The organism is Mesorhizobium sp. CA15 (genome assembly GCF_020165215.1).
Classification (GTDB): domain Bacteria; phylum Pseudomonadota; class Alphaproteobacteria; order Rhizobiales; family Rhizobiaceae; genus Mesorhizobium.
On the sequence record NZ_JAIUHQ010000006.1, the window covers coordinates 132,263 to 158,742 of the forward strand.

The 26,480-nt window shown below is 63.1% G+C and carries 24 protein-coding genes and 1 pseudogene; 18 read left to right on the top strand and 7 right to left on the bottom strand.

Features of this window, described 5'->3' with window-relative positions:
- Window positions 1-112 precede the first annotated feature (112 nt).
- From LB515_RS13130 to LB515_RS13195, 14 genes are all read left to right on the top strand, one after another.
- Entirely contained in the window at window positions 113-2,059 is a 1,947-nt protein-coding gene (locus tag LB515_RS13130) for an acetoacetate--CoA ligase (protein WP_224707968.1), read from the top strand.
- A complete protein-coding gene (locus LB515_RS13135) occupies window positions 2,056-3,207 on the top strand; it encodes a thiolase family protein (protein ID WP_224707969.1) in 1,152 nt (383 codons plus the stop codon). Before LB515_RS13130 ends, LB515_RS13135 begins: the two co-directional genes overlap by 4 nt.
- Complete coding sequence (locus LB515_RS13140; RefSeq protein WP_140844159.1) at window positions 3,207-3,647, top strand: Zn-ribbon domain-containing OB-fold protein; 441 nt, start codon at window positions 3,207-3,209, stop codon at window positions 3,645-3,647. Before LB515_RS13135 ends, LB515_RS13140 begins: the two co-directional genes overlap by 1 nt.
- A complete protein-coding gene (locus tag LB515_RS13145) occupies window positions 3,644-4,096 on the top strand; it encodes a MaoC family dehydratase (RefSeq protein WP_140844161.1) in 453 nt (150 codons plus the stop codon). Before LB515_RS13140 ends, LB515_RS13145 begins: the two co-directional genes overlap by 4 nt.
- Window positions 4,093-5,331, top strand: a complete 1,239-nt coding sequence (locus tag LB515_RS13150; protein ID WP_224707970.1) for an MFS transporter — start codon at window positions 4,093-4,095, stop codon at window positions 5,329-5,331. The genes LB515_RS13145 and LB515_RS13150 overlap by 4 nt, the downstream gene beginning before the upstream one ends.
- 52 nt (window positions 5,332-5,383) lie before the next feature.
- Entirely contained in the window at window positions 5,384-6,238 is an 855-nt protein-coding gene (locus tag LB515_RS13155) for a GntR family transcriptional regulator (RefSeq protein WP_095765791.1), read from the top strand.
- Between the two features lie 201 nt (window positions 6,239-6,439).
- On the top strand, window positions 6,440-7,216 hold the full coding sequence (locus LB515_RS13160) for an SDR family NAD(P)-dependent oxidoreductase (RefSeq protein WP_224707971.1): 777 nt from the start codon (window positions 6,440-6,442) through the stop codon (window positions 7,214-7,216).
- Window positions 7,217-7,243: 27 nt separating this feature from the next.
- On the top strand, window positions 7,244-7,903 hold the full coding sequence (locus LB515_RS13165; protein WP_095765789.1) for an L-fuculose-phosphate aldolase: 660 nt from the start codon (window positions 7,244-7,246) through the stop codon (window positions 7,901-7,903).
- Between the two features lie 70 nt (window positions 7,904-7,973).
- Window positions 7,974-8,975 (top strand): sugar ABC transporter substrate-binding protein, encoded by a 1,002-nt coding sequence (locus LB515_RS13170; RefSeq protein WP_224707972.1) that lies wholly within the window; start codon window positions 7,974-7,976, stop codon window positions 8,973-8,975.
- Between the two features lie 101 nt (window positions 8,976-9,076).
- On the top strand, window positions 9,077-10,570 hold the full coding sequence (locus LB515_RS13175) for a sugar ABC transporter ATP-binding protein (protein WP_224707973.1): 1,494 nt from the start codon (window positions 9,077-9,079) through the stop codon (window positions 10,568-10,570).
- Window positions 10,567-11,598, top strand: coding sequence for an ABC transporter permease (locus LB515_RS13180; RefSeq protein ID WP_224707974.1), 1,032 nt, complete (start codon window positions 10,567-10,569; stop codon window positions 11,596-11,598). The genes LB515_RS13175 and LB515_RS13180 overlap by 4 nt, the downstream gene beginning before the upstream one ends.
- Entirely contained in the window at window positions 11,595-12,581 is a 987-nt protein-coding gene (locus LB515_RS13185) for an ABC transporter permease (RefSeq protein ID WP_224707975.1), read from the top strand. The genes LB515_RS13180 and LB515_RS13185 overlap by 4 nt, the downstream gene beginning before the upstream one ends.
- 21 nt (window positions 12,582-12,602) lie before the next feature.
- Window positions 12,603-13,568: a carbohydrate kinase family protein gene (locus tag LB515_RS13190; RefSeq protein WP_224707976.1), complete on the top strand. Its 966-nt coding sequence runs from the start codon at window positions 12,603-12,605 to the stop codon at window positions 13,566-13,568.
- Window positions 13,565-14,332 (top strand): SDR family NAD(P)-dependent oxidoreductase, encoded by a 768-nt coding sequence (locus LB515_RS13195; protein ID WP_140844173.1) that lies wholly within the window; start codon window positions 13,565-13,567, stop codon window positions 14,330-14,332. Before LB515_RS13190 ends, LB515_RS13195 begins: the two co-directional genes overlap by 4 nt.
- 501 nt (window positions 14,333-14,833) lie before the next feature.
- Here LB515_RS13195 and LB515_RS13200 read toward each other — a convergent pair.
- From LB515_RS13200 to LB515_RS13225, 6 genes and pseudogenes are all read right to left on the bottom strand, one after another.
- Window positions 14,834-15,004: pseudogene (locus tag LB515_RS13200) on the bottom strand (D-amino-acid oxidase); the annotation flags it as partial.
- Window positions 15,003-16,070, bottom strand: a complete 1,068-nt coding sequence (locus LB515_RS13205; RefSeq protein WP_224523919.1) for a cyclic nucleotide-gated potassium channel — start codon at window positions 16,068-16,070, stop codon at window positions 15,003-15,005. The pseudogene LB515_RS13200 and the gene LB515_RS13205, both read right to left, overlap by 2 nt.
- Window positions 16,071-16,135: 65 nt before the next feature.
- On the bottom strand, window positions 16,136-17,200 hold the full coding sequence (locus tag LB515_RS13210; RefSeq protein ID WP_095765775.1) for an adenylate/guanylate cyclase domain-containing protein: 1,065 nt from the start codon (window positions 17,198-17,200) through the stop codon (window positions 16,136-16,138).
- A 3-nt stretch (window positions 17,201-17,203) separates the two neighbouring features.
- Entirely contained in the window at window positions 17,204-17,698 is a 495-nt protein-coding gene (locus LB515_RS13215) for a Rab family GTPase (protein WP_095765774.1), read from the bottom strand.
- Between the two features lie 13 nt (window positions 17,699-17,711).
- Complete coding sequence (locus LB515_RS13220; protein WP_224603340.1) at window positions 17,712-20,759, bottom strand: OmpA family protein; 3,048 nt, start codon at window positions 20,757-20,759, stop codon at window positions 17,712-17,714.
- A 7-nt stretch (window positions 20,760-20,766) separates the two neighbouring features.
- A complete protein-coding gene (locus LB515_RS13225; RefSeq protein ID WP_224545057.1) occupies window positions 20,767-21,453 on the bottom strand; it encodes a hypothetical protein in 687 nt (228 codons plus the stop codon).
- Window positions 21,454-21,477: 24 nt separating this feature from the next.
- Between LB515_RS13225 and LB515_RS13230 the strand changes: the two genes are divergently transcribed.
- The 4 genes from LB515_RS13230 to LB515_RS13245 all read left to right on the top strand — a co-directional run bounded on the left by LB515_RS13230 (window position 21,478) and on the right by LB515_RS13245 (window position 25,570).
- Complete coding sequence (locus LB515_RS13230; protein WP_224523648.1) at window positions 21,478-21,804, top strand: hypothetical protein; 327 nt, start codon at window positions 21,478-21,480, stop codon at window positions 21,802-21,804.
- Window positions 21,805-21,964: 160 nt separating this feature from the next.
- Window positions 21,965-23,179, top strand: coding sequence for a glycosyltransferase family protein (locus LB515_RS13235; protein ID WP_224707978.1), 1,215 nt, complete (start codon window positions 21,965-21,967; stop codon window positions 23,177-23,179).
- A gap of 1 nt (window position 23,180) precedes the next feature.
- Window positions 23,181-24,425 carry a glycosyltransferase gene (locus LB515_RS13240; protein ID WP_224707979.1) on the top strand — a complete coding sequence of 415 codons (1,245 nt, stop codon included), beginning with the start codon at window positions 23,181-23,183 and terminating at the stop codon, window positions 24,423-24,425.
- Window positions 24,422-25,570, top strand: a complete 1,149-nt coding sequence (locus LB515_RS13245; RefSeq protein WP_224707980.1) for a glycosyltransferase family protein — start codon at window positions 24,422-24,424, stop codon at window positions 25,568-25,570. The genes LB515_RS13240 and LB515_RS13245 overlap by 4 nt, the downstream gene beginning before the upstream one ends.
- A 123-nt stretch (window positions 25,571-25,693) precedes the next feature.
- Here LB515_RS13245 and LB515_RS13250 read toward each other — a convergent pair whose 3' ends face one another.
- Window positions 25,694-26,368 carry a class I SAM-dependent methyltransferase gene (locus tag LB515_RS13250; protein ID WP_411909021.1) on the bottom strand — a complete coding sequence of 225 codons (675 nt, stop codon included), beginning with the start codon at window positions 26,366-26,368 and terminating at the stop codon, window positions 25,694-25,696.
- Between the last annotated feature and the right edge of the window lie 112 nt (window positions 26,369-26,480).

The following is a 26,480-nucleotide window of genomic DNA, read 5'->3' on the forward strand; positions in this document are numbered from 1 at the left end:
CCCACACAGGCGGGATCGCCGCTTGACATTCTGGTTATAACCAATAATCATGAAATGCATCGGCAGGCAAGGTCGCGGCATCGAGCCCGGCCTGCGTTGCGGGAGGAAATCCATGTCATCCGTGCTTTGGACGCCGGCGCCGGCCGCGTTCCAATCATCCAACCTTGCGCGCTTTTCGACCGCCAACGGCTTCGACCCGCGCGACTACGATACGCTGCATCGCTGGTCGATCGGCGATCCCGGGGCCTTCTGGCGGGCGGTGTGGGATTTCGCCGAGATCGTCGGCGATCCAGGCGCGATCTCCTTCCTGCGCGACGACAATGCGCCGATGACCGGGAGCCGCTTCCTGCCGGAAGCAAAGCTTAATCTTGCGGAAAACCTGTTGCGTGGCGACGGCGAGAGGGTCGCGGTGATCGAGGCCGACGAGGGCGGCCATTTCCAGGCGATCACGCTCGCTGAATTGCGCCGGCTTGTAGCTCGAACGGCCGACGGCCTGCGCGCGGCCGGTATCGGCGAGGGCGATTGTGTCGGCGGTATCTTGCCCAATAGGGTCGAAGGGCTCGTGGCGCTTTTGGCGACGCTCTCCATCGGCGCCGTCTGGTCGTCCTGTTCGCCGGATTTCGGCGCCGCCGCGATCGTCGACCGCCTCGGCCAGATCGGCGTCAAGGCGCTGTTCGCCGCGCCCCGCTACCGCTATGCGGGCAAGGAGCACGACATTTCCGGCAGGCTGGGCGAGATCGTCGCCGCGATGCCGACAGTGACGATGCTGGTGCTGACCGGCGAAGCGGCCGCCAAGCCGGATTGCGCGGCGGCTAGCGTTGCGTTTGACAAATTCGGCGGCGAAAGGCCACTCACCTTCGAACGCGTGCCCTTCGACCATCCTGCCTATGTGCTTTACACCTCCGGCACGACAGGCGCACCGAAGGCGATCGTCCATCGGGCCGGCGGCGTGCTGCTCCAGCATCTGAAGGAGCACCTGCTGCACGGCGATGTTCGCCCCGGCGACGTCATGAGTTGGTACACGAACACCGCCTGGATGATGTATCACTGGCTGATCTCCGGCCTCGCCTGCGATGCGACAGTGGTTCTCTATGACGGCGCGCCGATCCTGAAATCGGCCGATGGCCTCGACCCCAGTCCGCTATGGACGATGGCCGAGCGTGCCCGCGTCACGCATTTCGGCACCAGCCCGAAATATCTGGCGACGCTTGCCGCCGAAAATTACGCGCCGGGGCGCCTGCACGACCTTTCGCCGCTGCGCTCGCTGCTGTCGGCCGGCGCGCCGGTTTCTCCAGCGCAGTTCGACTGGGTCTACGAGCATGTGAAGCGCGACATGATCTTCGCCTCCATTTCCGGCGGCACCGAGATCGTCGGCTGCTTCCTGCTGGGATCGCCGATCCATCCTGTGCGGCGCGGCGAGCTGACCGTGAAGGGGCTTGGTCTGGCGGTCGCGGTGATGGACGAGCGCAATGCGCCGGTGGTCGGCCGCCAGGGCGATCTCGTCTGCACCGAGCCGTTCCCGTCCATGCCGCTGACCTTCTGGGGCAAGGACGGCGATGCGCGCTATCACGCCACCTATTTCGCCGCGCGCCACGAGATCTGGACGCATGGCGATGTCGCCGAGATGACGGCTTACGGCTCAGCCGTTATCCATGGCCGCTCCGACACGACGCTGAAGCCCGGCGGCGTGCGTATCGGCACGGCGGAGATCTACGCGGCCTGCGAGAATTTCGCCGAGATCGACGATTGCCTGGTCTTTGGGGCGCCCGTCGAGGGCGACGAGGAAATCGTGCTCTGCGTCAAGCTCAACGATGGCTATACGCTGACCTCCGAGCTTGCCGCGCAAATCCGCCGCGCGATCCGTGAAGGCGCTTCACCGCGCCACGTGCCGCATCGCATCCATGCCGTGCAGGCCGTGCCCTACACGCTGAACGGCAAGCGTGTCGAGGGCGCCGCCCGCACCACGCTCGAGGGCAAGCCGGTCAAGAACATGGCTTCGCTCGCCAATCCGGCATGCCTAGAGGAATACCGCACGCTCGACCGGAGCAAGGCGGCATGAGCCGGCCGAAGGGAGCGATCGTCGGCATCGGCGAGTTGAAGCCGCAGCGCCTGACCAGCGGCGTGAGGACGCTGGAGATGATCGCCGAGGTCTCGCGCCTGGCGGTGCTCGACGCCGGGCTCGATCCGGCGGCAATTGACGGGCTGCTGGTCGGTCCCCAGGTCGGCGAGACGCCGCAGCATGTGCCGGCGACGATTGCCGAATATCTGGGTCTCGCGCCGACCATGGCCAATGTCGTGGACCTCGGCGGCGCATCCGGCGCCGGCATGGTCTGGCGCGCGACCGCCGCGATCGAGGCAGGCATGTGCGAGACGGTGCTGTGCGTGCTCGCCAACAACCGCGAGGAGACGCCGCCTCGTTCTCCCAACCGCAATCCGATCCGCGAGTTCGACGTGCCTTTCGGCGCCTCGGGCGCCAACATCTCCTATGCGCTGCTGATGCAGGCGCATATGGCCGCATACGGCTCGACCGCGCGGGACTTCGCCCTGATCGCCGCGGCCGCGCGCGCCAATGCGCAGCTCAATCCCGACGCCATCTTCTTCGGCAAGCCGGCCGATGTGGAGGCGGTGCTGGCCTCGCCGATAATCGCTTCGCCGCTGCACCTCCTCGAAATCGTCATGCCGGTCGCCGGCGGCGAAGCGGTCGTCGTCACCTCGGTCGAACGCGCGCGGTCGTTGCGAAAGCCGCCCGTGCATCTGCTCGGCGCCGGCGAGAAAGTCACGCACCGCGCGGTCAGCCAGGCGCCGAGTCTTACCTCCGGTCCGTTGAAGAGCGCCATGGCGCGGGCCTTCCAACAGTCCGGCACGCGGGCCGATGAGATGGACCTTCTGTCGCTCTATGATTGCTATACGATCCTGGTCGCCACCACGATCGAGGATGCCGGCCTCTGCGCGCCGGGCCAGTTCGGCGCGTGGCTCAACGACCACGACCTTTCCCACAAGGGCGACAAGCCGCTCAACACGCATGGCGGCCAGCTCGGCTTCGGCCAGCCGGACCTTGCCGGCGGTATGACTCATGTCGTCGAGGCGGTACGCCAGCTGCGCGGCGAGGCGGGCGAACGCCAGATCGGCAAGGCCGGGCTCGCGCTGGTCACCGGCAATGGCGCGACGATGAGCGAAGCGACAGCGCTCGTGCTGGGAGCCGCCTGATGTCCGTCGATCTCAATACGCTGAAAACCCCTGGCCCGACGATCACCGCGCTGACCAAGCCGTTCTGGGATGCCGCCGCCGAAGGCCGGCTGACCATCCAGCACTGCGAGGACTGCGGCAAGGCTATCTTCTATCCGCGCCCGATCTGCCCGCATTGCTGGAACAAGCGCCTGGTCTGGAAAGACGCATCGGGCAGAGGGCGGCTCAAGTCTTTTTCGGAGGTGCACAAGCCCGGCCATGCCGGCTGGCTGCCTGTGGCACCTTATGTGGTCGGCCTTATCGAATTGGTCGAAGGCCCGACGATGCTGAGTTTCATCCTGGCCGGCACACGGCCGCTACAGATCGGGGACATGCTTCGGCTTGCGCCGACAGCCATCGGCGGTCGCGTCCTGCCGGCCTTCAAACCAGTCGAACCCGGAGCAGAGGAGAAGCCGCAATGAGCACCGAGACGAAAGACGGTTGGGTGGGTGTCGTGAAGGGTCGCCCGCAGGTCGGGGCCTTCGCCGAGCGCACGCGCCGCACAAGGATGAGCGACATCGAGGCCTTCACCGACATCACCGGCGATCGTAACCCGCTGCATTACGACCGAACGCTGGCCGAGAAGTCGGTGTTCGGCAAGCTGATTGTCCAGGGCGGCGTCACCTCCGGCATCCTAAACGCGCTGGTCGCGGAGGATCTGCCTGGCCCCGGAACCGTGTTCCTCGAAGTGGCCTGGAAGTTCGTCAAGGCGGTCGGCGTTGACGAGGAGATCACCGGACGCGTGGAGGTCAAGGAAGTGCGGTCCGATAAGCCTATCTGCAAGATCGAGACCAGCGTGCGCAACGGCCAGGGCGAGCTTTGCCTCACCGGCACAGCCACGGTCTTCACCGTACCGCTGCAAGGCGCATGAGCACGGCCGGCGGGCTTGGCACGGCGGCCGACAGCGAGCGCTGGCGCGTGCTGTCGCTGCTTTGCCTCGCAGTCGTCCTGTCGCTGACCACCTGGTTCTCGGCGACCGCGATCCTTCCTGAACTGAGGCAGGAGCTGGCGTTGGGCGCGGGCGCCGAGGCCTGGCTGACCAATGGCGTCCAGGTTGGCTTCGTTCTAGGCGCGCTGGCGGCGAGTCTGGTCAATCTTCCCGACCTCGTACGGCTGAGTCACCTGATGGCGGCGGCGGCGCTCGTCGCCGCTTTGGCCAACGCGACGCTGCTCTTCCATCCCGGGCCTGGCGGCATGATCGCCGCGCGCGTCGCCACCGGTGTTGCGCTCGCAGGCGTCTATCCGCCGGCGCTGAAGCTGGTCGCCACCTGGTTCGCGCGCGACAGGGGACTGGCGCTCGGCGCCGTCATCGGCGCGCTGACTGTCGGCTCGGCGCTGCCGCATCTTTTCCGCGCTGTCTCGACCGCGCTCGACTGGCGTCCGGTGGTTGCCGGGGCAAGCTTGGCCACTGCGGCGGGCGCGCTGCTCTTCCTGCTGTTCGCGAAGGAAGGACCCCATCCCTTCGGCAAGGCTATCTTTGAGCCCTCGCGCATCGGCCAGGTCTTTCGCGAAAAGCCGCTGCTGTTAGTCAATCTCGGCTATCTCGGCCATATGTGGGAGCTGTACGCCATGTGGGCGTGGCTGCTCGCCTACACGCGCGCCGCCTTCGAAGCACAGGCGATCGGAACGGCGGCCGCTGCCTCGCTCTCGACCTTCCTCGTCGTCGCCTCCGGCATTCTGGGGTGTTTGCTCGGAGGCTATCTGTCGGACCGCGTCGGCCGCACCGCCACCACCGCCGGCATGATGATCATCTCGGGAAGCTGCGCGCTGCTGATGGGTTTTCTGTTCACCGGCCCGCCCTGGCTGTTCATGCTGGTGGCCATTGTCTGGGGCGTGTCAGTGATCGGCGATTCGGCGCAATTCTCCGCCGCCGTCACCGAGCTTGCCGACCGCCGCTTCGTCGGCACGGCACTATCGGTGCAACTCGGCGCCGGTTTTGCGCTGACGGTGTTCGCCATCTGGCTGACCCCACGCTTCGCCGACTTCATTGGCGGCTGGCGCTGGGCCTTCCTGCTCCTGGTTCCCGGACCACTTTTGGGGGCGGCCGCCATGCTATGGTTGCGAAACTTGCCGGAGAGCGTGAAAATGACCGGCGGTCTCCGCTAGGGAGGCGCTGCCGCTTATCTGAGTCGCGGCAAATGAATTGCGGCAGGACCGGATGGAACAAGCAACCAGAACGCGCGGGCGTCCTCGTTACGATCAGGAAGACGCCGAGGCGGCCGAGGCCTTCCGCTCGATCGGCTCGAAAGTGCAGCTCAACCGCGACGAGGCCGCACCGCTCTGGGTGCAGTTGCGCAACCAGGTCGAGGAAGCGATCAACACCGGCCTGCTTGCCGCCAATTCACGCATTCCCTCGGAACAGGCGCTTTGCGATTTCTTCGGCGTCTCGCGCCCTGTGGTGCGCGCCGCGATCGGCTCGCTGTCCAACGAAGGCCGCATCATCAAGATGCCGCGCAAGGGCATGTTCGTCGCGGCACCCCGCGAGCATGTCGACTTCATGACCGCCAATCTCGGTGTCTTCGACGATTTGACCGCCAAGGGCCACAAGGTCTCGACCCGCACGCTGGAGATCTACCGCTGCCCGCCGAGCGACAAGGAGTCGAAGGTCTTCGGCATTCCCGCCAATGGCAGCGTGGTCCGCATCAGCCGCGTCTATATGACTGACGGCACGCCGATCACCATGACGCGCATCAGTCTGCCGGGGCACCGGGTGCCGGGTCTGGAGAACATCCTGTCGGAAAACCAGTCCATCTTCGGCACTATCCGCGCCGTGTTCGGCCTGACGGTGAAGCGCGCCGACCGCTGGCTGCGCGCCGCGCTCCCCACCAAGGAAGAGGCCGACGAAATGGGCGTCGCCGCCAACACGCCGCTGATCGAGATCGAGTCAATCGCCTATGACGCGGACGGTGCCGCGCTCGAATATTACGAGGCCTTTTATAATTCCTCCGTCGCCCGCATCCATATGGCGGTCGAGCAGCCGTCAGCGACGGTGAACGGCGTCGATCGCACCTGACTTGCCAGTCACCAAAAAAGAATCTGTTTTCTGGTTATAACCAGATTGACGGGTGGAAAAAGCTTCTGTAACGTCCCTGTCACGGGGTCGGGAGGAGCCTGACCCCGGAGGCATTATCAGGATCGGCTGGCTTGCGGCGCTGCTTCGGCGGCGAGGGCAGTGTTTTGCCCGCGCTCAAGTTCGTCCTGATGGAGGACGTGCATGGATTACCGGTCGCAATTCGACCTAACGAGCGAGGTCGCCGTCGTCACCGGCGGCGCCAGCGGGATCGGTCTCGAGGCCGCCAGGGCGCTGGGGACTTGCGGCGCGCGTATCGTGCTTCTCGACATGAATGCGGACGGGCTGAAAGCTGCTGCCGAGGCGCTCAAGGCGGCTGGCGTCGCGAGGGTCGATGGCCGCGTGCTCGACGTCACGGATCCGCAAGCCGTGGAGGCGATGGCCGCTCAGATCGTCGCGGACTTCGGCAAGGTCGATGTCCTGGTCAACAGCGCCGGCATCGCGCGACTCAACGCCGCGCTCGACACGCCGGACGAGGAATGGCGCCTGGTGATGGATGTCAACGTCAACGGCGTCTACTGGGCCTCGCGCGCGTTCGGCCGCTCGATGGTCGCTCGCAAGAAGGGCTCGATCGTCAATCTGGGCTCGATGTCGGGCCTGATCATCAACCGTCCGCAGACGGCGCCGTCCTACATGGTGAGCAAGGGCGCCGTGCATATGATGACCAAGGCGCTAGCGGTCGAATGGGCAAAGTCAGGCGTGCGCGTCAACGCGCTGGCGCCGGGCTATGTCGGCACCGAGATGACGCTGAAGATGCGCGAGCGTCCCGAACTCTTCAACACCTGGATCGACATGACGCCGATGGGGCGCTTGGGCACGCCGCAGGAGATCGCCTCGGCGATCCTGTTCCTGGCGTCGCCCGCGTCGAGCTACGTCACGGGCGCGATCCTGTCGATCGATGGCGGCTACACGGCCTGGTAATTGGCCTCGCAAGGATTGGAATACCGCATGACCCTTTCGGACCTTGAGGCGCGCCGGGCCATCATCGATGCCTGCATCGAGATGAACGCGCTGGGGATCAACCAGGGCACGTCAGGCAACATCAGCCGGCGCCATGGCGAGGGCATGCTGATCTCGCCGACCAGCACGCCCTATGACACGCTGCAGCCGGAAGACATCGTCTTCATGGGCTGGGACGGCGAGGTCGACGGACGCCTGCCACCGTCTAGCGAATGGCGCTTCCATCTCGACATCATGAAGGCCAGGCCCGAGGTCAACGCCGTCGTTCACGCGCATCCGACCTACTGCACGACCATCGCCATCATGGGCCGGAAGATACCGGCGATCCATTACATGGTCGCGGTTGCCGGCGGCAGCGACATACGCTGCGCGCCCTACGCCACCTTCGGCACGGCGGAGCTTTCGGCGCATGCGGTGGAGGCGCTGCGCGACCGCAAGGCCTGCCTGCTTGCCCAGCACGGCATGATCGCCGTCGGATCGAGCCTCGCCCAGGCGATGTGGCTGGCGGTCGAGGTCGAGACGCTGGCGCGCCAGTATCACGGCGCCCTGCAGATCGGCGAGCCGCCGATCCTGTCCGACGAGGAGATCGAAAACGTCATCAAGCGCATGGCGAGCTACGGCCTGCGCGACAATGACGCCGCTGCTTGAGGGGCAGCAATTTCACAGTTTCGCATATCCTCCGGGAAGGCCCGGAGCGATCAACAAGGGAGGAATGAAAATGACCAGATCCATAAAAGGCCTCGTCAAGGCGCTCGCTTTTGGATTAGCGGCGGCTTGCAGCGTTGCCGCCGTCTCCGGCGCGAGTGCCGAGGAGCTGTCGCTCAAGGGCAAGCGCATCGGTGTCTCCGCCATCGGCACGGACCACTATTGGGACCTGATGGCGTTCCGCGGCATCCAGGATCGCGTCAAGGAACTCGGCGGTGAAGTCATCGCGCTCGATGCCGGCCGCAAGGACCAGCAGCAGATCGCGCAGCTGCAGACGCTGATCGCCCAGAAGCCCGACGCCATCATCGAGCAGCTCGGCAACCTCGAAGTGCTGAACCCCTGGCTGCAGAAGATCCGCGCCGCCGGCATTCCGCTGTTCACGGTCGACACCGCGACGCCGCACGCCATCAACAACACCACGTCGAACAACTACAATATCGGCGCCGAGATCGCGCTGCAGATGGTCGCCGACATGGGCGGCAAGGGCAATGTGCTGGTCTTCAACGGCTTCTACAGCGTGCCAGTCTGCAAGATCCGCTACGACCAGCTGAAATACGTGCTGACCTCGTTCCCGGATGTGAAGATCATCGAGCCGGAACTGCGCGACGTCATCCCGAACACGGTGCAGAGCGCCTATTCCAATGTCACCGACATGCTGACCAAGTCGCCCGAGAAGGGGTCGATCGGCGCGGTTTGGGCGTGCTGGGACGTGCCGCAGATCGGCGCCACGCAGGCGGTCGAAGCCGCCGGCCGCAACGAGGTCAAGACCTACGGAATCGACGGCAGCCCGGAAGTCATCAAGATGGTGATGGACCCGAAGTCGTCGGCCGGCGCGGTCGCGGCTCAGCAGCCCTATGAGATCGGCAAGACCTCGGTCGACAACGCCGCCAAATATCTGGCCGGCCAAAAGGTGCCGCCCTTCACTTTCGTGCCTTCGGTGCTGATCAACAAGGAAAACGCCGCCGAAAAAGGAAAGCCGTTCCTCGACGCCGCCGAGAAGGCTGGCGTTCAATAGGACGGAACGGAACGACGGGCAGCCGCGCCTATGCGGCCGCCCGTCACAGCCAACCAGGATTGACGGCCATGCAGACAGCAACAAGAGAAATTGCTGTATCGATGACGGGCATATCGAAACGGTTCGGTCCGGTGCGCGCGCTGGAAAACGCGAACCTCGAGATCGCGCGAGGCTCGATCCTCGGCCTTGTCGGCCAGAACGGCGCCGGCAAGTCGACCATTATCAAGGTGCTGGCCGGCATCATCAAGCCGGACAGCGGCACGATCGTCATCAATGGCGAGGTCATTACCTCGCTGACACCAGCGTCGGTCGAAAAGCTCGGCGTGCACTTCATCCATCAGGACAGGCTTCTGGTGCCGACCGCGACCGTCGGCGAAGCCGTCTTCCTCGGCCACGAAATCGGCCTCGGTCCATTCGTCAGCCGCCGTGCCATGGAGCGCCGCGCCGCTGATCTGTTGAAGCGCTTCTTCGGCATGGAACTGCCGGCCGGAACCCTCGTCAAGGACCTCACCACGGCGCAGCAGAAGGTGGTGCAGATCACCCGGGCGCTGGCGCAGAAGGCGTCGGTGCTGGTGCTGGACGAGCCGACGGCGGCGCTCGTAAAGCGCGAGGTCGACAGCCTGTTCGACGTGCTGCGCCGGCTGCGCGACGACGGCATCGCCGTGGTCTTCATTTCCCACTACATGCAGGAGATCGAAAAACTCTGCGACCGCGTCACCGTGATGCGCAACGGCACCGATGTCGGCACAGTCGATCCGCGCCAGACGCCGATCGACGAGATCATCGCGATGATGATTGCCCGTGATGTCGGCGAGATGTTCCCGAAGCGCTCGGTCACTTTAGGCGCGCCGGTGCTGGAGGTTTCCAACCTCCGCCTAGGCGGCAGTTTCGAGAACATCGGCTTCAATGTGCGCGCCGGCGAGATCGTCGGCCTCACCGGGCTGCTCGGCTCCGGCGCCAAGGAGATCGTCCAGTGCCTGTTCGGCCTCAAGACTGCCGATGGCGGCCAAGTCAAGGTCGAGGGCAGGGAGCTGTCGCTGTCCACGCCGGTCAAGGCCGTGCGCGATGGCATCGCCATGCTGCCGGAAGATCGCCGTGCGCATGGCGTGGCGCTTGGTCTGTCCGTGCGCGAGAACATCTCCTTGGCCAGCCTGCGCCGCTATTCGCGCAGCGGCATGGTCAGCCGTGGCGCTGAGAACCAGGCGGTGGACGGCCTGATCAAGGAACTGTCGATCAAGACACCGCATCGCGACGCGCTGGTGCGCGAGCTCTCCGGCGGCAACCAGCAGAAGGTGGCGATCGCCAAATGGCTGAGCTGCCAGTCGCGCGTCTATGTGCTGGATGAGCCGACGGTCGCCGTCGATGTCGGCGCCAAGGTCGAGATCTACAACCTGCTGAACCGGCTGGCGGGCGAGAGCGCGGCGATCCTGCTTTTGTCCTCCGACCTGCTCGAGCTGGTCGGCGTCTGCGACCGTGTCCTGGTCGTCTATCGCGGCCGGCTTGCCAGCAGCTTCTCCGGTCCCGCGATGAACAGCGACGCGCTGCTGGCGGCTTCGTCCGGCGCGCGCTCGAACACCGATGGGGTGGCCGCATGAGCGCGACTGTTCTCCACACCGAAGTCGGCGTTTCCGACGAGAAGCAGACCGCCGCAAAGAGCGCCGGCCGGCGCTTTGGCGCGCTCGTCGTGCGGCTCGGCGCGATCGCCGCCTTCGCCGCGATCATGGCCTATTTCGTCATCTTCGCGCCGGGCTTCACCTCGACCTTCAACCTGATCAACGTCGTCGAGCAGTCGGCGATTCTGGGTGTGCTCGCCTATGGCATGACGGCCGTCATCATCGGCGGCGGTTCCGATGTCACTGAAGGCGGCATAGATCTGTCGATCGCCGCCAATATGGGGCTCTGCGCCGCCGTCTACGCGACGCTCTTGTCGATGGGCTATGGCGATTTCCTTTCCGTGCTCGCGGCCATCGCCGTCGGCATGGCGGTCGGCGCGTTGAACGCCCTTGCCGTGGTCGGCCTCGGCATCCTGCCGTTGCTCGCAACGCTTGCCGTGCTCAACGTCGCAGCCGGCATGGAACTCACGCTCACCCAGAACACGGTGGTCGGCGCATCCTCCCCGCTGCTCGGCGTGCTGGTTTCGGGCAGCTTCCTCGGCGTCTCCGCGCTTGCCTGGGCGCTGATCGTCTTCTCCGCGATCATGATCGTGCTCGTTCACGGTACTTCTTTCGGTCTCAGGCTCTACGCTGTCGGCGGCCATCCCGAGGCGGCGCGCGCGGCCGGCATCAGCGTGCCCTTCTATGTCTCCTTCACCTATGTTCTAAGCGGCCTCTGCGCGGCGGTGGCGAGCATTCTCACCGTCTCGCGCCTGTCGGCCAGCACGCCTGGCTCCGGCGAGCTGCTCCTGTCGGTGCTGGCGGCCGCGCTGCTCGGCACCGTCTTCTCCCGCCGCTTCGTGCCGACCATGGGCGGCACGCTGCTCAGCGTGCTGTTCATCGGCCTGCTCGGGAACGGTTTCCAGCTGCTCAACGTCTCCAGCTACTGGGTCAACGGCGTGCAGGGCGCGCTGATCCTGCTGGTGGTGGCCATCACATCCTTTGCCCGCGGTTCGGAGGGTTCGCGATGAGCGTCTCAGCCAACGACAATTCAGCCAAGGTGAGTGTGCGCGGCTTCCTCGCCAAATACAGCGTGCTCATCGCCTTCGCGGTTATCGTCATATTATTCGCCGTGGCGAGCCCGACCTTCCTGACGCCGGCCAACCTCTTCAACGTGCTGGTCAACAACGTCGTCATGCTGGCGATCGTCGCGCTGGGTCTCACCATCGTCATCTCGTCGGGTGGCATCGATCTGTCGGTCGGCGTCTCGGTCGACATGGCAAGCATGATCTTCGTCATGCTTCTGGCCGCCGGCTACAGCGGCATCGTTGGCGTCGCGGGCGGGCTCGGCGCCGCGCTGATCGTCGGCGTGCTGAATGCGATCCTCATCACCAGGCTCAACATCAGCCCCTTCCTGGCGACGCTCGGCGTGCTCTTCATCGGCCAGAGCACGCAGCAGCTCGCCACCAGCGGCGGCCAGCCGATCTATCTCACCAGCGGGTATGCAGCAGACCAGTTCAACGCCATCGCCCGCACCGCTTTGTTCGGGATACCGACCCCGGTCATTGTGCTGATCGTCCTCGCCGTCGCGGTTCATGTCCTGCTGCATCGCTCGGTGTTCGGCCGCTACGTGCAGGCCATGGGCGCGCAGCCCGGCGTAGCCTGGTATTCCGGCATCCGCGTGCCGCGCGAATTGTCGATGGTGCATGTTTTGTGCGCGCTGCTTGCCGGCGTCACCGGCATCCTGCTCTCGGCGACCGTGAAGTCCTACGTGCCGCTCTCCGGCAACGCCTTCCTGCTCGATGCGATCGGCGCCACCTTCATCGGCACGACGCTGAGCCGCGAGCGCAAGCCCTCGGTCATCGGCACGCTGCTTGGCGTGCTGCTGCTCGCCATCGTCAAGAACGGGCTGCTGCTTGTCGGCTGGAATTTCTACTGGCAGCAGGTCGGCATCGGCGTGCTCGTCTTCCTGGTGCTGGCCGCGAGCTTCGGCCTGCGCCGCGCCGCCCATTGAACTCGAAAGGTTAAGTCAACCATGCCACAATTCGACGTCAGCTCGATCGGCTTCTATGTCCTCGACATTCTCGGGCGGCCGGTCTCGCGCATCCCCGAAGGCGGCCGGGCCGACTATATCGAGGAGATCCGTATGACCGTCGCCGGCACGGCGGGCGCGACCGGCATGGACTGCGCCATCCTCGGCCTGAAGACGCGGGCCGTCACCACGCTTGGCACCGACGATATGGGCGACTGGTTCCTCGCCAAGCTCAAGAAATACGGCCTGGAGACGAGCCTCGTGCGCCGCGACGGAAGCGTCCAGACCTCGTCCACGATTTTGCCGGTGCGGCCGAACGGCGAGCGTCCCGCATTGCATGTGCCGGGCACAGCCGCCCTGTTCGAGGTCGCCGATGCTGATCTCGATGCCGCGCTCGACGCGACCGTAGTCCATGTCGGCGGCACCGGCCTGTTGAAGCGCTTTGACGGCGAACCAACGGTACGGCTGTTGAAGCGCGCGAAGGCGCTTGGCCGCATCACCACTTTCGACCTCATCCAGGCGACGCCGGAGACCTGGAAGCTGGTCGAGCCTTGCCTGCCCTATATCGATTATTTCGTGCCCAGCATCGACGAAGCCGGCGAGATGGCGCGCGACCGCGATCCGGCCCGCGTCGCCGCTTTCTTCAAGGCGAGAGGCGTGAAGAATTGCATCCTGACGCTCGGTGCCGGCGGCGTCTATGTCTCGCCCGAACATGGCGAGGATTTCCATCTGCCCGCGTTCGAGGTCGAGGTCTTCGACACCACGGGCTGCGGCGATTCCTTCACGGCCGGCATCATCGTCGGCATCGTCAAGGGCTGGGACCTGAAACAGTCCGCGCGCTTTGCCAGCGCGGTCGCCGCCAAGGTGGCGATGGGGCTCGGCTCCGACGGCAAACTCGTTTCGTTCGACGACACGATCGCGGCGATGAACTCGCTCCCGGTCAAGACATCAAAGGTGGAAGCAGCATGACCATTCTCCCCGAAGCCAAGGGCAAGACGGCTCTCGTCACCGGCGCCAGCCGCGGCATCGGCAGGGCGCTCGCCAAGGGGCTCGCCGAAGCGGGCTTCGATGTCGCCATCACCGATCTGCCGTCGCAGGCGGCGGAGCTCGACCTGACCAAGGGCGAGATCGAGGCGGCCGGCCGCAAAGCGTATGTCTACACGATGGACGTCAGCAAGAAGAAGGACATCGAGGCGGCCGCGCAGGCCCTGCTCAAGGCTGCGGGCAGCATCGACGTTCTGGTCAACAATGCCGGTATCCTGAAGCCAAGTCTACTGCAGGATCTCGACGAGGCCAATTGGAATGCGCATTTCGACGTCAATGCCAAGGGCGTGCTGATGATGTGCCAGGCGGTGCTGCCGCATATGCGCGCCAGGAAGTCGGGCAGGGTGATCAACATCGCCTCGATCGCCGGCAGGCAGGGCGTGCCGACGCAGGGCCACTACGCCGCGACCAAGGCGGTGGTGATCACGCTCACCCGCGTGCTGGCGCAGGAGGTCGGCATGGACGGCGTCACCGTCAACGCCATCTGCCCCGGCATCATTCTGACCGAGATGGGCAAGAACAATCTGGGCAGCGAAGCGGCGATCCGCCATTGGGAGGAGGTCGCGGCGCTGAAGCGCCTCGGCGCGCCGGAAGACATCGTCGGACCGGTGCTGTTCTTCGCCTCGGATCTCTCGGCCTTCGTCACCGGCCAGGCGCTCAACGTCGACGGCGGCATCTACTACCACTGACCACTCGCTCGGTGGCCGCGCGATCGCCAAGCCCACTTCTTGGCGCAGAGCCGCCGTTTACCCGTGGAATGCTTGAGTCGGATTCGGCTCAGAACGGCTGGTTCAGCGGAAAGCTTGAGGAAGTGTCGAGGGCGTTCAAAGAGGGGAGGGATCGTCTTAGCGTAGGGTTGAATTGCGCATGGAACAGCTTCAAATCACTCTCCATCTTGGTCTTTGGGTTCGTCAGACCATACGAGAGAGTACGAGGGAAAAAGGTTGGCGGGCCAGCCGCTAACGTATTGATTTTCCCGTTTGTTCTCACGCCCTCCGAGCCTACCACACTATGCCTACATCTACTGTTCTCGCTGAATTTTTGAGAGTCGATTCATATTATGGATTCGAACCCTCTCGTTTGAAGTGTCTTTTGGCATTTCGAAGGGGCGTCGCATTCGGTGAAATCGGCGTGCTTATGGAGTCTAACGTTGAGCTACCATAGCCCATTTAGACAATTAACGTTGCCTCTCAACTGAAACGGCTGGCGCGGAAGGCCGCGAGCATTGGGTGCGGGTTGCCTGAGACAATCTCACGGGCAAGCAACTCTCCGACAATCAGTCCAAGCGTGGCGCCACTGTGGCTGAAGGCAACGTGGAGACCTGGGACGGTCTCGAGCTCTCCAAGCACCGGCTCGCCGTCAAGGCATCGGCGCCGCGCCGCGCCGCTCGAGCGCGGTCTTGCGGATGATTTCCGCGATCTCCGGGCTGCTGCCGCATAGCATCTGGAAATCCGACGAGTGCAGCGATAGCAGTGAGACCGCCGTTGCGGCGCTGACGGTCGCCATACGCGGTTCGCCGCTGATCAGCGCCATCTCGCCGAAGAAGGCGCCAGGGCCAAGCTCCACCGGATTCGGTGTTGCGACGCTGACGCGCCCCTCCACGACGAAGAACATCTGGTCACCGCTCTCGCCATTGCGGCAGATCACGGCGCCCGCCGGCACGGTGCGAGGTCTTAACGCGCGCACGATCTCGACCAGCACGGCCGGTCCGAGCTTCTGAAACAACGGCACGGCGGCGACCAATTGCCAATTACGGACAAAGTCCCCGCGACGGACTTCTTGATAGAAGCCGGTGGCAAGAATGCCTGCCCAGAGGGCGAAGATGCCGATGCCACTCATCATGACAGCCCCAGCAAGGACACGGCCAGCGAAGCTTTGCGGAATAGCGTCGCCATAGCCGGTGGTGGACAGCGTGACCACCGCCCACCACATTGCCTGGGGGATGCTGCCGAACTTTTCCGGTTGGATATCGCGCTCGATGACATAGCCCGCGAGAGCGACACCGAACAGAACGACGCCGAAGAGCGTGGTAACGCCGATCAGGTTGCGCGCTTCGTTGGCCAGCACCCTGCCCAGCACCGGGAAGAAAGTCGAGTCGCGCAGCGGTTTCAGGAGCCAGACAGCACAGTAGAGGCTCCGGTCGGGCGTGCCAACGAGCAGAAATGCGGCGAGTGGAACCAAGACCGCGAGCACATCGATGGCGATTGCCGGCGTCCTGTCCCTAGCGTCTACCGCCTGGCGCTTGAGCAGCGTCGCGGCCATTTGCAGGAGATAGGCGCCCCAAATGACAGCGAGCACCACAGCCAGAGCCAGCCTGCTTCGTCCGGACATGTCCGGTATCGTGAGCCCAGCCACCGCCAGAAGCCCCGGCGCAGCCAGCACCGCGTTGAGCGGCGCGTAAATTCTTACAAAAGGCAGTACCGACATTTCTATGCCCGCGAGTGGCTGCTGCCCTCCAAAATAGAATGCCTTCGAGGCAAGCGTAAAGGTGCCTAGAGCCGCCACATTCGCACGCGACCTGTGCCACGCAATTCCGTTTCCCCGAGCGGCTCGCAAGCAAATTCCGGCCCAAGCAATTGATGAGTCGCATCCGAAATACGGATTTCATCGGGCTCTGCGGCTTTTTGAATGCGCGCGGCGAGATTGACGGTGTCGCCCCACAGGTCATAGACGAACCGCCTTTTGCCGATGACGCCCGCGACGATTGGCCCTGAGTGAATTCCAATTCTAAGGCTTAGCGGTTCTCCTGCGAAGCGCTCGCACCTGGCCGCCTCCCGCAGCTCGAGCGCATAATGTGCAAGGGCGTGCGCGTGATCTGGTCGCGCGACGGGCAGGCCAGCGACCGCCATGACGCAATCGCCGATGGTCTTGATCTTTTCGCAGCCATGCTGTTCCGAGAGCAGATCCGCAGCCCTGAAGAAGTAATTCAAGATAGCGAGCGTCGTCGTGGCTCCGACGCTCCGCGCTCTTTCCGTAAAACCGACGATGTCGGCAAAGAGCACACTGACCTCCGCGTGGTTGTCTGCAATTTGCTCGTCCGCCTTCAGCCGCTCCGCGATCGAGGCCGGAAGAATGTTAAGGAGCAGGGATTCGGCGCGCCGGTACTCGCGCGACAAACCCTCCTGGCTCTCCCTCAATGCCTCATTCGTCGATTGCAGCTTCGCATTGAGTTGACGCTCCCTCTCCTGCAGAAGCGTCATTTCGTATGCCTTCTGCTGAAGCCGCTGCTGGTGGTCGCGTTCGGGCGTGGCGTCGAGAAAGACCAGCCACACCGAGTCGCCATCGCCAAAGAAGTGAAGGTCCGCGACATGCCCGCCGGGCAGTTCCATCATGGGCATATGGAATGGAAGCTCGGGGCAAGGCAGCAGCCCTTCCATGAATTCAAGCTGCTGGGCAACGGACTCGCCGAGGCGAAGCGACGAGAGCCCGTAAAAGTCGAGATTGCCGCCCTTGGCTTCTATGCATTGCCGGGTATCGATCATCAGATAAGCTGCGAAGCGCTCATTCGAGAAGAAGTCGTATATCCAGCTTCTGACTTCTTTCGGCAAACTGGACATGGTCTAGTTGGCGACCATCGAAGCAAGCTGACGAAACGCATCGTCGACATGTTCGCCCGAAAGCGCGCTCGTCAGATAGATCTGCCATCCACGTTGCTTGAGTTCGTCGATCTCGCCCTCCGGTACCGCCCACCGATCAGTCAGGTCGGACTTGTTGAACAGCAATATGAACGGCATGGCGCCGAATTCGGCCTCGCACCGTTCGCGCAGCGTGAGCGCCACCGCAAGAGTGGCTGGCCGGGTTCCATCGGCGACCAGCACGAGCCCGGTCGCGCCTCGCACATAGCTGACGCGGAACGAGCCGATATCGTCTTCGCCGGCCAGATCCCACAAGATCAGGTCCACTGTCTTGTCCGGAAACGCGACGCTCTTCTTGTCGATCTTGACGCCGACCGTGGTCAGGTAGTTTTCCGAGAAGATGCTTTGGACGAACCTGCGCACCAAGCTGGTCTTGCCGACGGCGAACCCGCCCAACATGCAGATCTTTTTTTGCAGCATCCTGGGCTCCGCGCTACTCTAGGTTCACCGTAATCGAAACCCGGCGATTGGTGGAGTTCCCAGTTCGGCTATTTTCATTTTCGGGCACCGCCGGCTCGAAGGTGCCGGCGCCCCGAACCTGCAGGAGTTCCGGAGCGACGCCGCGCTTGTTGAGAAGCGCGCGAACTGTCTCGGCGCGGGCGGCGCTGATCGACGCGTTGGCCGTCTCGCGACCCGTTATGTCCGAATGGCCGGTCAACATGAACCGCGCCGTCACGCCTGCCTTGTGGGCATTTTCTGCGAATTCCTTCAGCTGATCAGCCAGTCTGTCGAGCACCGGCGTCTGCTCCGGTCCCGGGACAACTCTACCGGAAGAGAAGAAAATATCGGTCGTCTGGATGGCCTCTCTCAACTGATTAAGCTCTGCAAGGTTTAGCTCGCTCAGCTGCGAGACATCCAGAACCACTCCGTCCGCCGAAAGTTGGTCGGCGGCGGCCCGCGCTCGGCTGATCCAGCCGGCAGGTGCCTCGCCCACAACGACGATGCGACCCTGGACGATCGAAAGCCGAACCGATTTCGGCGGGGACAGCGACGCCGTCAGCCGCTTCACCACGAACTTCGGATCAAGACTCTGATAGAATTGCCACTGTGAATGAACGCGAGCGGGATCGACCTGTGTTCCGGACAGCAGAGCTTTTGGGTCGACGGCAAGAGGATCTCTCAGACCGGAAATGTAGAAATCTCCGCCCCTCGCCGATTGCTGAGCGACGATGATTCCCGGTTCGGCCTCAAGTCGCGACACATAATACTGCCAATGCTCCGCCGCGCGTGCATCGGGGCTCACATCACGAACCTTGGAGATGTCGAACTCCGGCCCGCCTTCTGAAAGCTGTCTTGCCGCTGCGCGCGCCCGATCTATCCAGGTGTCGGGAGCCTCACCCTCGGCAACAATGCGACCTTTGACGATTGAAAGTCGCACTTTATCCATCGGATACAGCGACGCCGTTAGCCGCTTCAAGACGAACTGCGGCTCAAGGCTCTGATAGAATTGCCAGCTGGCATGAACGCGCGCGGGATCGACCTGCGTCCCGGACAGCAGCGACTGCGGGTCGACGGCAAGCGGGTCTCTCAGGCCGGCAATATAGAATTGGCCATCGCGCACATTCTGTTGGGCGACGATGATGCCGGGCTGCGCCTCCAGGCGCGACACATAGGCCTGCCAGCGCTCCTCGGGGCTCACATCACGGACCCCGGAAATGTCGAAGACCGGGCCGCCGGCTGAAAGCTGCTGGGCGGCCGCGCGCGCCCGGTTGATCCACGCGGTGGTGGCTACACCCGCGGCAACGATGCGATCATTGACGACTGAAAGCCGCACCGAATCCGGCGGAGCAAGCGAGGCCGTCAGCCGTTTAAGCACGAACTGCGGCTCAAGGCTCTGGTAGAATTGCCAGCTTGCATGAACACGCGCGGGATCGACCTGCGTTCCCGCCAACAGCGACCTTGGGTCGGCGGCAAGCGGGTCTCTCAGACCTGTAATGTAGAATTGGCCGTCGCGCACGTTGTGATCGGCGACGATGATGCCAGGCTGGGTCTCCAGTTGCGACACGTAGGCCTGCCAGCGCTCCTCGGCGCTCACATCGCTGACCCCGGAAATATCGAAGACCGGGCCGCCTGCCGAAAGCTGCTGGGCAGCGGCCCGCGCCCGGTCGATCCACGTGGTGGTCGCCTCGCCCTCGGCGACGATGCGACCATCGACGACCGAGAGTCGTACCGAATCCGGCGGCGCCAGCGACGCCGACAGCCGCTTCAGCACGAATTCCGGCTCGAGGCTCTGATAGAAGTGCCAGTTTGAATGAACGCGGGCGGGATCGACCTCCGTTCCCGGCAGCAGCGACTGTGGGTCCGCGGCGAGCGGGTCTCTCAGGCCGGCGACATAGAACTCGCCGCCACGGATTTTTTGGTCCGAAACGACGATACCCGGTTGGGCTGCCAGCCGCGACAGGTAGGTCTGCCAGCGGTGTGCGGATTGCCAGGACAGAAAGAACCAGCCGCCCCCCACGATCAATGCCAGCAGGACCGCCGTCACCACCAGCCACGGAAATCCCTCTTTCGTATCCATGTGCTGCAGCTCGACGCAGGTCTGCAACTGCGTCTCCACGCCGGGCAACTGGGAACTATCGCCGTCGAACCGCTCCAGGGCTCGCGAGGATTCTTGATGGATGCGAAGCAGTACGTCGCGGATGACTTCATGCAGTTCCTCCGGAGGATTTCCCCGGATCACCGCAACCAGGGTCGCAAACTGTCCGACTTCCGACCAGAGGCGAAGTTCCCCAAACCGGATGGTGTCGAGGCCGCTGTTTTCCTTCTCTTTGAAAGAGTCCTTCACAAAATCCTGGATGGCGCTCAGCATCGAGGAAATCAGTTGAGGGTCTTCGCTGGTTGCGTCTTGGGATGTTACATGCGCAATCAGGAGCCCAGAAGCGCGACTGATGAGAAAGACATGTTCCACGCGATAGATAAGAGAATGCTTGAGAACAACTGCCGAGAAGCTTGTCCCCGTTCGCCAGGCTTCAAACCTCCACTTCAACCCATGCCAAGTGAATATATGCCTCAGAGACTCATTCAACGACTGGAAGGTCTGGTCGATCTTTTCGCCGATCGACTTGCGAATGGCCGGCAGAAAAACCGGATACAATATATCGGTCAGCGTGTTCGGGTTCTTTTGGATGGACCGCTGCGCGGCTCTCTCGACGGCCGGGGCAAGGGCCTCGCCGAGTTGCGCATGGGACGCGCGCGCCGTTGCTTCGGGCAGAACGTTTCCCACCGCGGCGGCAAGCTGCTCGGGTTCGTCGAGCAGGTGCGTAACGCGTGACAACTCCGAGATCTCGCCGCCGACGAGCAGTTGGCGGAGCCTTTCAAGCCGATGGTCGGCGGCCGGAACGCCTTCGTAAAGGGCACGGTTGTCCGGATCGACGTTCCGGGCAATTTCCACCAAAAGGCGGGCCAAAGCCTCGCGATCAATACCGGTATCGTTCGAAGCTTGTCTTTGAGATAGGCTGATTGGTTCGACGCTCGACGTCAAGTTCCGATCAACTCACTTTCCAGCCACGCTCCGAATTGCCCTTGCTGCCGACGGGATCCTGGTTGAGACATTTCGCGACCTCGACGAACAGGCCGGCCAGAAGATTCCGGTCAGTCTTGACGTTGCTGAGATCGGAAAAGATCTTCTCCATCAGCATTTGAGCGCTTTCGTTCTTCTGCTTGATTTCCTCGCGCAGCAAATGGTCGCTTCTGCTCATGCGATCCGCGAATTCACGCTCGAGCTCGCTCAATTGGTCCGACAAGGCGCGCACCTGCTTTTCGAGCGCCTGGTTTTGATCGCGAAGATTGCGGTCGATCTCCTTGTCAGCCTCGGCGCGCGCATCCTTTTCGTTGCGCAACTGCGTCGCCAGCGAGTCGACCTGCTTCTTGGCATTCGACTCGTAGGTTTCAAGATTGCGCTTGGTTTCGGACTCGACATCCTTGAAGCGTTGCAGGAACCGCTCTTCAAGCTTGGAGAAACGGCGGTCGTAGTCCTGCATCTGATTGCCGAACAAAAGATCGCGTATCTTGTCGACACCTGGAGCATCACCGCCGGCCCCGCCCTCGCGAGCCTGGGAGGCCATGAAGTTCAGCCCGTTTCCCTCTGCATTACCTATCAGATTTGCGTCCGCTTTACTTGCCGAAGAAGCGGCACTCGAAGATTCCTTCGCCATTTCTGTGCCCCAATTACCCACTGCAACATTAGGAGATGGTAAACTATGTCAGACAAATACCAAGCCCGCAAGACGGAATCCGTTGGTTTGACCCAGCCGAACGCCACGTCACCGACGTGGCAATGGAAGTTGGAGCGGTTCCATCTTAAAAGCGGCCGCGACTTATCAGCGATCAAGCCGGCAGGCGCGGGGTCGTCGAAGCAGTGTGACGGTCCGCAATCTCTGCGCTCACGGGCGTTCAACCGCAAGGCGATCAACCGCGTAACGACGGCGGCAGCGCTCAGGGCCGGCAGCCAAAGATGGAAAATCGGGGATGATCAATACCAGCGAATGGTGCAGGTTCTTCATGATCCGTGGCAAGCGGGCAACTGAGCGGGTGCGGCTCCCGCTTCAGCATATGGACCCTTTGAGGAATACAAATTGAAAATTTTGCCCTCATGTTTCACAACAGGTCGGTGGGCTCGCGAGGGTGGTTTCGAATCCAGCGGGTCGTCCCCGGTTCTCAACGCGAGAATTCTGAAAGACGTTCAATATGACGCAGCACGTACAAGACGCTCGAATTCTCATGTATAGCCACGACACGTTCGGGCTCGGCCACTTGCAGCGCTGCCGGACGATCGCGCATTCGCTGGTCGAGGATTTCCGCGGACTTCAGGTGCTGATCATTTCAGGCGCGCCTATCGCCGGCGCCTTCGACTATCGCGCCCGTGTCGACTTCGTGAAGATCCCCAGCGTCATCAAGTTGCGCAACGGCGAATACACCTCGCTGGAAAAGGATATCGATCTGCATGAGACGCTCAGGATGCGGCAGTCGATCATCCGCCACACAGCCGAGACCTTCCGGCCGGAAATCTTCATCGTCGACAAGGAACCGCTCGGCCTGCGCGGTGAGATCGAGGACACGCTGTCCTACCTCAAGACGCGAGGTACCACGCTCGTGCTTGGCCTGCGCGAGGTGATGGATGCGCCGCATCTGCTCGAAGCAGAGTGGGCACGCAGGGATGTGATGCGCAAGATAGGCCTGTTCTACGACAAGGTCTGGGCCTATGGCCCGCCGGATTTCTACGATCCGTTGACCGGCTTGGATGTGCCGCCGGCTGTCAGGGCAAAGATGCGGTTCGTCGGCTTCCTGCAACGGAGCCTGCAGCGGAACGAGTTGCCCGGCCACCGGCCCGAGGGCGAGTATATCCTCGTTACCACGGGGGGCGGCGGTGACGGCGCGGAACTGATCCACGACGTCATCGATGCCTATCAGCAGGACCCGCAATTGCAGCATAGGGCGCTGATCGTGCTTGGGCCTTACATGCCGGCGCGCAAGCGCAACAAGCTGCTCAAGAAGGGGTCCAAGATCCCCTGCGTCAAGATAATCGAGTTCGACAACCGCATGGAAGACCTGATTGCCGGCGCCAAGGCGGTAGTGGCAATGGGTGGTTACAACACCTATTGCGAGATACTGTCTTTCGACAAGCCGGCGCTGATCGTGCCGCGCGTCGAGCCCCGCCAGGAACAACTGATCCGCGCTCGGCGCGCAGCCGAACTCGGCCTCATCGAGATGCTTTTGCCGGACGAAGCCAAGGATTCCCAGCGGTTTGCCGATGCACTGGTGGCGCTACCGGACCGGCCCCGCCCATCCCAGAGCAATCCGCATCTGAGGCTGGAAGGGCTGCCTCATATTTCCGAAATCGTTGCAGAACTGCTCGATCGGCGGGCCAGCCCTCACCTTTCGGTCATCGAGGGAATGAGCTGAGTTGCAACGTCGCAAGATCGTCGTGGTTCTGAAGGGCTATCCGCGGCTGTCGGAAACCTTCATCGCGCAGGAACTGCTCGGTCTGGAGCGCGCGGGATTCGACCTGATACTCGTCGCGCTCAGGCGGCCGACCGACGCAAAACGCCACCCCGTGCATGACGAGATCAAAGCGCCCGTCCATTATCTGCCGGAATATCTGCATCACGAGCCGCTGCGCGTGGTTCGCTCGCTGTTTGCCTATCTGCTGCGGCCGGGGTTCTGGCGCGCGCTCGGATCGCTGGCTGCCGATATCCCCCGCGACTTTACGCGCAATCGCGTGCGCCGCTTCGGGCAAGCGCTCGTGCTGGCGGCCGAATGGCCGCAAGACGCGGGATGGCTGCATGCACATTTCGCGCACACGCCGGCCTCGGTGACGCGCTATGCCAGCCTGCTTCGTAATCTGCCCTGGAGCTGCTCAGCCCATGCCAAGGACATCTGGACTTCGGCGGACTGGGATCTGGCCGGCAAGCTTTCCTCGGCGCGCTGGACGGTCACTTGCACGAAAACCGGCTTCGACCGTCTGAACGAACTCGCCAATGGCAACTCGTCCGTGCATCTGAGCTACCATGGGCTCGACCTTGATCGCTTCGGCAGTTTCGGCGAGGCGCGAAAACAGCGGGACGGCTCGGCGCCGGACGAACCGGTCATCATTCTGAGCGTCGGGCGCGCCGTTGCAAAGAAAGGTTACGATACCTTGCTGGAGGCCCTTGCCCTCTTGCCTGGCGATTTGGCGTGGCGTTTCGAGCATATCGGCGGCGGCGAGGAACTGGAACGGCTCAAGGCGCTGGCGCAAAAGCTCGGACTGGATGGACGCGTCTCCTGGAAGGGCGCGCTTGCGCAAGAGGAGGTGCTTGAGCACTACCGGTTCGCCGACATCTTCGCCCTGGCCTGCAGGATCACCGCAAATGGCGACCGGGACGGTCTGCCGAATGTCCTGGTGGAGGCGGCCAGCCAGCGGCTTGCCTGCGTGTCGACCGATATTTCCGGCGTGCCGGAGCTTTTATCGCCGGATGAAACCGGGCTGCTGGTTCCGACGGAAAACCCAATTGCCCTGGCAGAGGCGCTGGAGCGCCTGATCCGTGATCCCGTGCTGCGCGCCCGCCTCGGCGACGCCGCGGAGCAGTGCGTGCGCTGCAATTTCGACCATATGGCTAGCATTGGACAGCTCAAGGAACTGTTCGAGCGGGAGTGGCGGGCCGCCGAATGAAGCGACCGCGCGCTTTCTTCTATGTCCAGCACCTCCTCGGTATCGGCCATCTCGCGCGCGCCAGCCGCATTGCGGCGGCGCTGGTCGATGACGGGTTTGACGTAACCGTGGTGACTGGCGGAGCGTCGATCGCGGGGTTTCCAGGACTGGGTGTAAAATCTGTGTCCCTGCCACCCGTCACCTCCGGTGATGAAGGATTTTCCGGACTTGTCGACCTGCAGGGCAAACCCATCGACGATGATTTCAAGAAACGGCGTTCAGGAATGCTGCTGCAGGCATTCCTGGATTGCAGGCCTGATATCGTCATTGTCGAGGCGTTTCCATTTGGACGCCGGCAGATGCGTTTCGAACTCTTGCCGCTGATCGAGGCCATCGACGCGACGTCGCCCAGGCCGCTGCTGGTGACGTCCGTCCGTGATATCCTTCAGGAGCGCGTCAAGCCGGGCCGAAATGAGGAAACGGTCGATCTCATCAACAGGCATTTCGACCTTGTCATGGTCCACGGCGATCCGGCTTTCGCAACCATCGACAAGACATTTCCGCTGGCTGGGGCAATCAGGGCCGAGGTCACCTACACAGGGCTCGTTGCCGCGCCGCCATCGCCCGCGGCCACCGAGCGCTTCGACATTCTGGTGTCGGTTGGCGGCGGGGCTGCCGGAAGGGGCCTTGTCGGTTCCACCATCGCAGCGGCGCGGAATGCCAACAATGGCTGGAAATGGTGTTTGATCACCGGCCCCAACCTGCCGAAAGACGAGTTTGACGCGATCGCACGCGATGCCACGCCGGGCCTGTCCATCTTCCGCTTCCGCGAGGATTTTGCCAGCTTGCTGACCGGCGCCCGCCTGTCGGTCTCGCAAGCGGGTTACAACACGGTCTGCGATGTCCTGCGCGCGGGTTGTCGCTCCCTGCTCGTGCCGTTTGCAGCCGGCGGGGAAACCGAACAAACAGTTCGCGCCCTGATGCTCGAAGAACTCGGGCTTGCAACGGTGCTCATGGAAAAGGACCTGACGCCTGAAGGTTTGGCGCAGGCGATCGAACAGGCGCTTGTGGCACCGAGGCCGTCGGCGCATCGTCTCGATCTGGAAGGGGCGCGTCACTCGGCGCAAATCCTGTGCGAGCGGCATCGAACACGGTCCCTAAAATGAGGCCCGGTCTCGGAATAGGACATGATCAAGCAGATGGCGGGGCCTAAAGCGCGTCGCGCCGAACCGGATTCAGGCGCCGCGCTTTAAGTCTTTGTTTTGATGCATGTCGTTGTCCTAAATGCATCAAACAGTTCCAATTAGCATGAAGCGCGAATAATTTTTTGTCGGTAGTTCGCCAGAGAATCGTATCTCCCGCAGCGCCGCCATTGCTTCGAGAGCTGCAAGTGAAGCCACGCAGTTGATGTGCGTCGGCTCGCTGAAATAGTCATTTGATTGCAGCAGTACATTCGTGCCCCGCGGAAGCAGAGCAAGCCAGGCACGCAGATCGGCTATGTGCTCGCAGCTCGTATTGACTATCAGATCGGACGGCCCGGCCGCATAGTCGAGTGCGTACATATCTGCTGTTAGCGCCCGGAACCGGCCGCCGGCTTCCCGGTTGAGGGTCCGGGCAACTGGCGCGACTTCGGGATCGATGTCGATGCTATCGACTGCCGCAATATCGAAGCGGGGGTCGTTGAAAAGCATTGCCGGCAATATGCCGTACCATCCGCCCAGAACCCATATGCGCCCGAAGCGCCCGCCGCAGCTTTCGAACAGCCTGTCAAGCGCCCACATCTTGCAGGCCACCTGCTTGTGGTTGAAGGCGTTGGCGATGTCCGCCTTCGGATGTTTGGCGATGACGCGCGCCAGCCCTGCCACGAGAGGGTGGTTGACATAGGCAGCAATTCCCCGCGTGAGGTCCAAGGCCTGCTCGTGCCCGTCCATGCCGGCATTGCGCGGTTGCGTGACATCCATCATATTCGCCTTGTACGTTGGGATTTCGGGCGACACAACGCAATCTTGCCCCGCCAAGCCGCCTCGCAGGCTTCGAACATGTCGTCGGTGATGATTGCCGATGCGCCGTCCACCA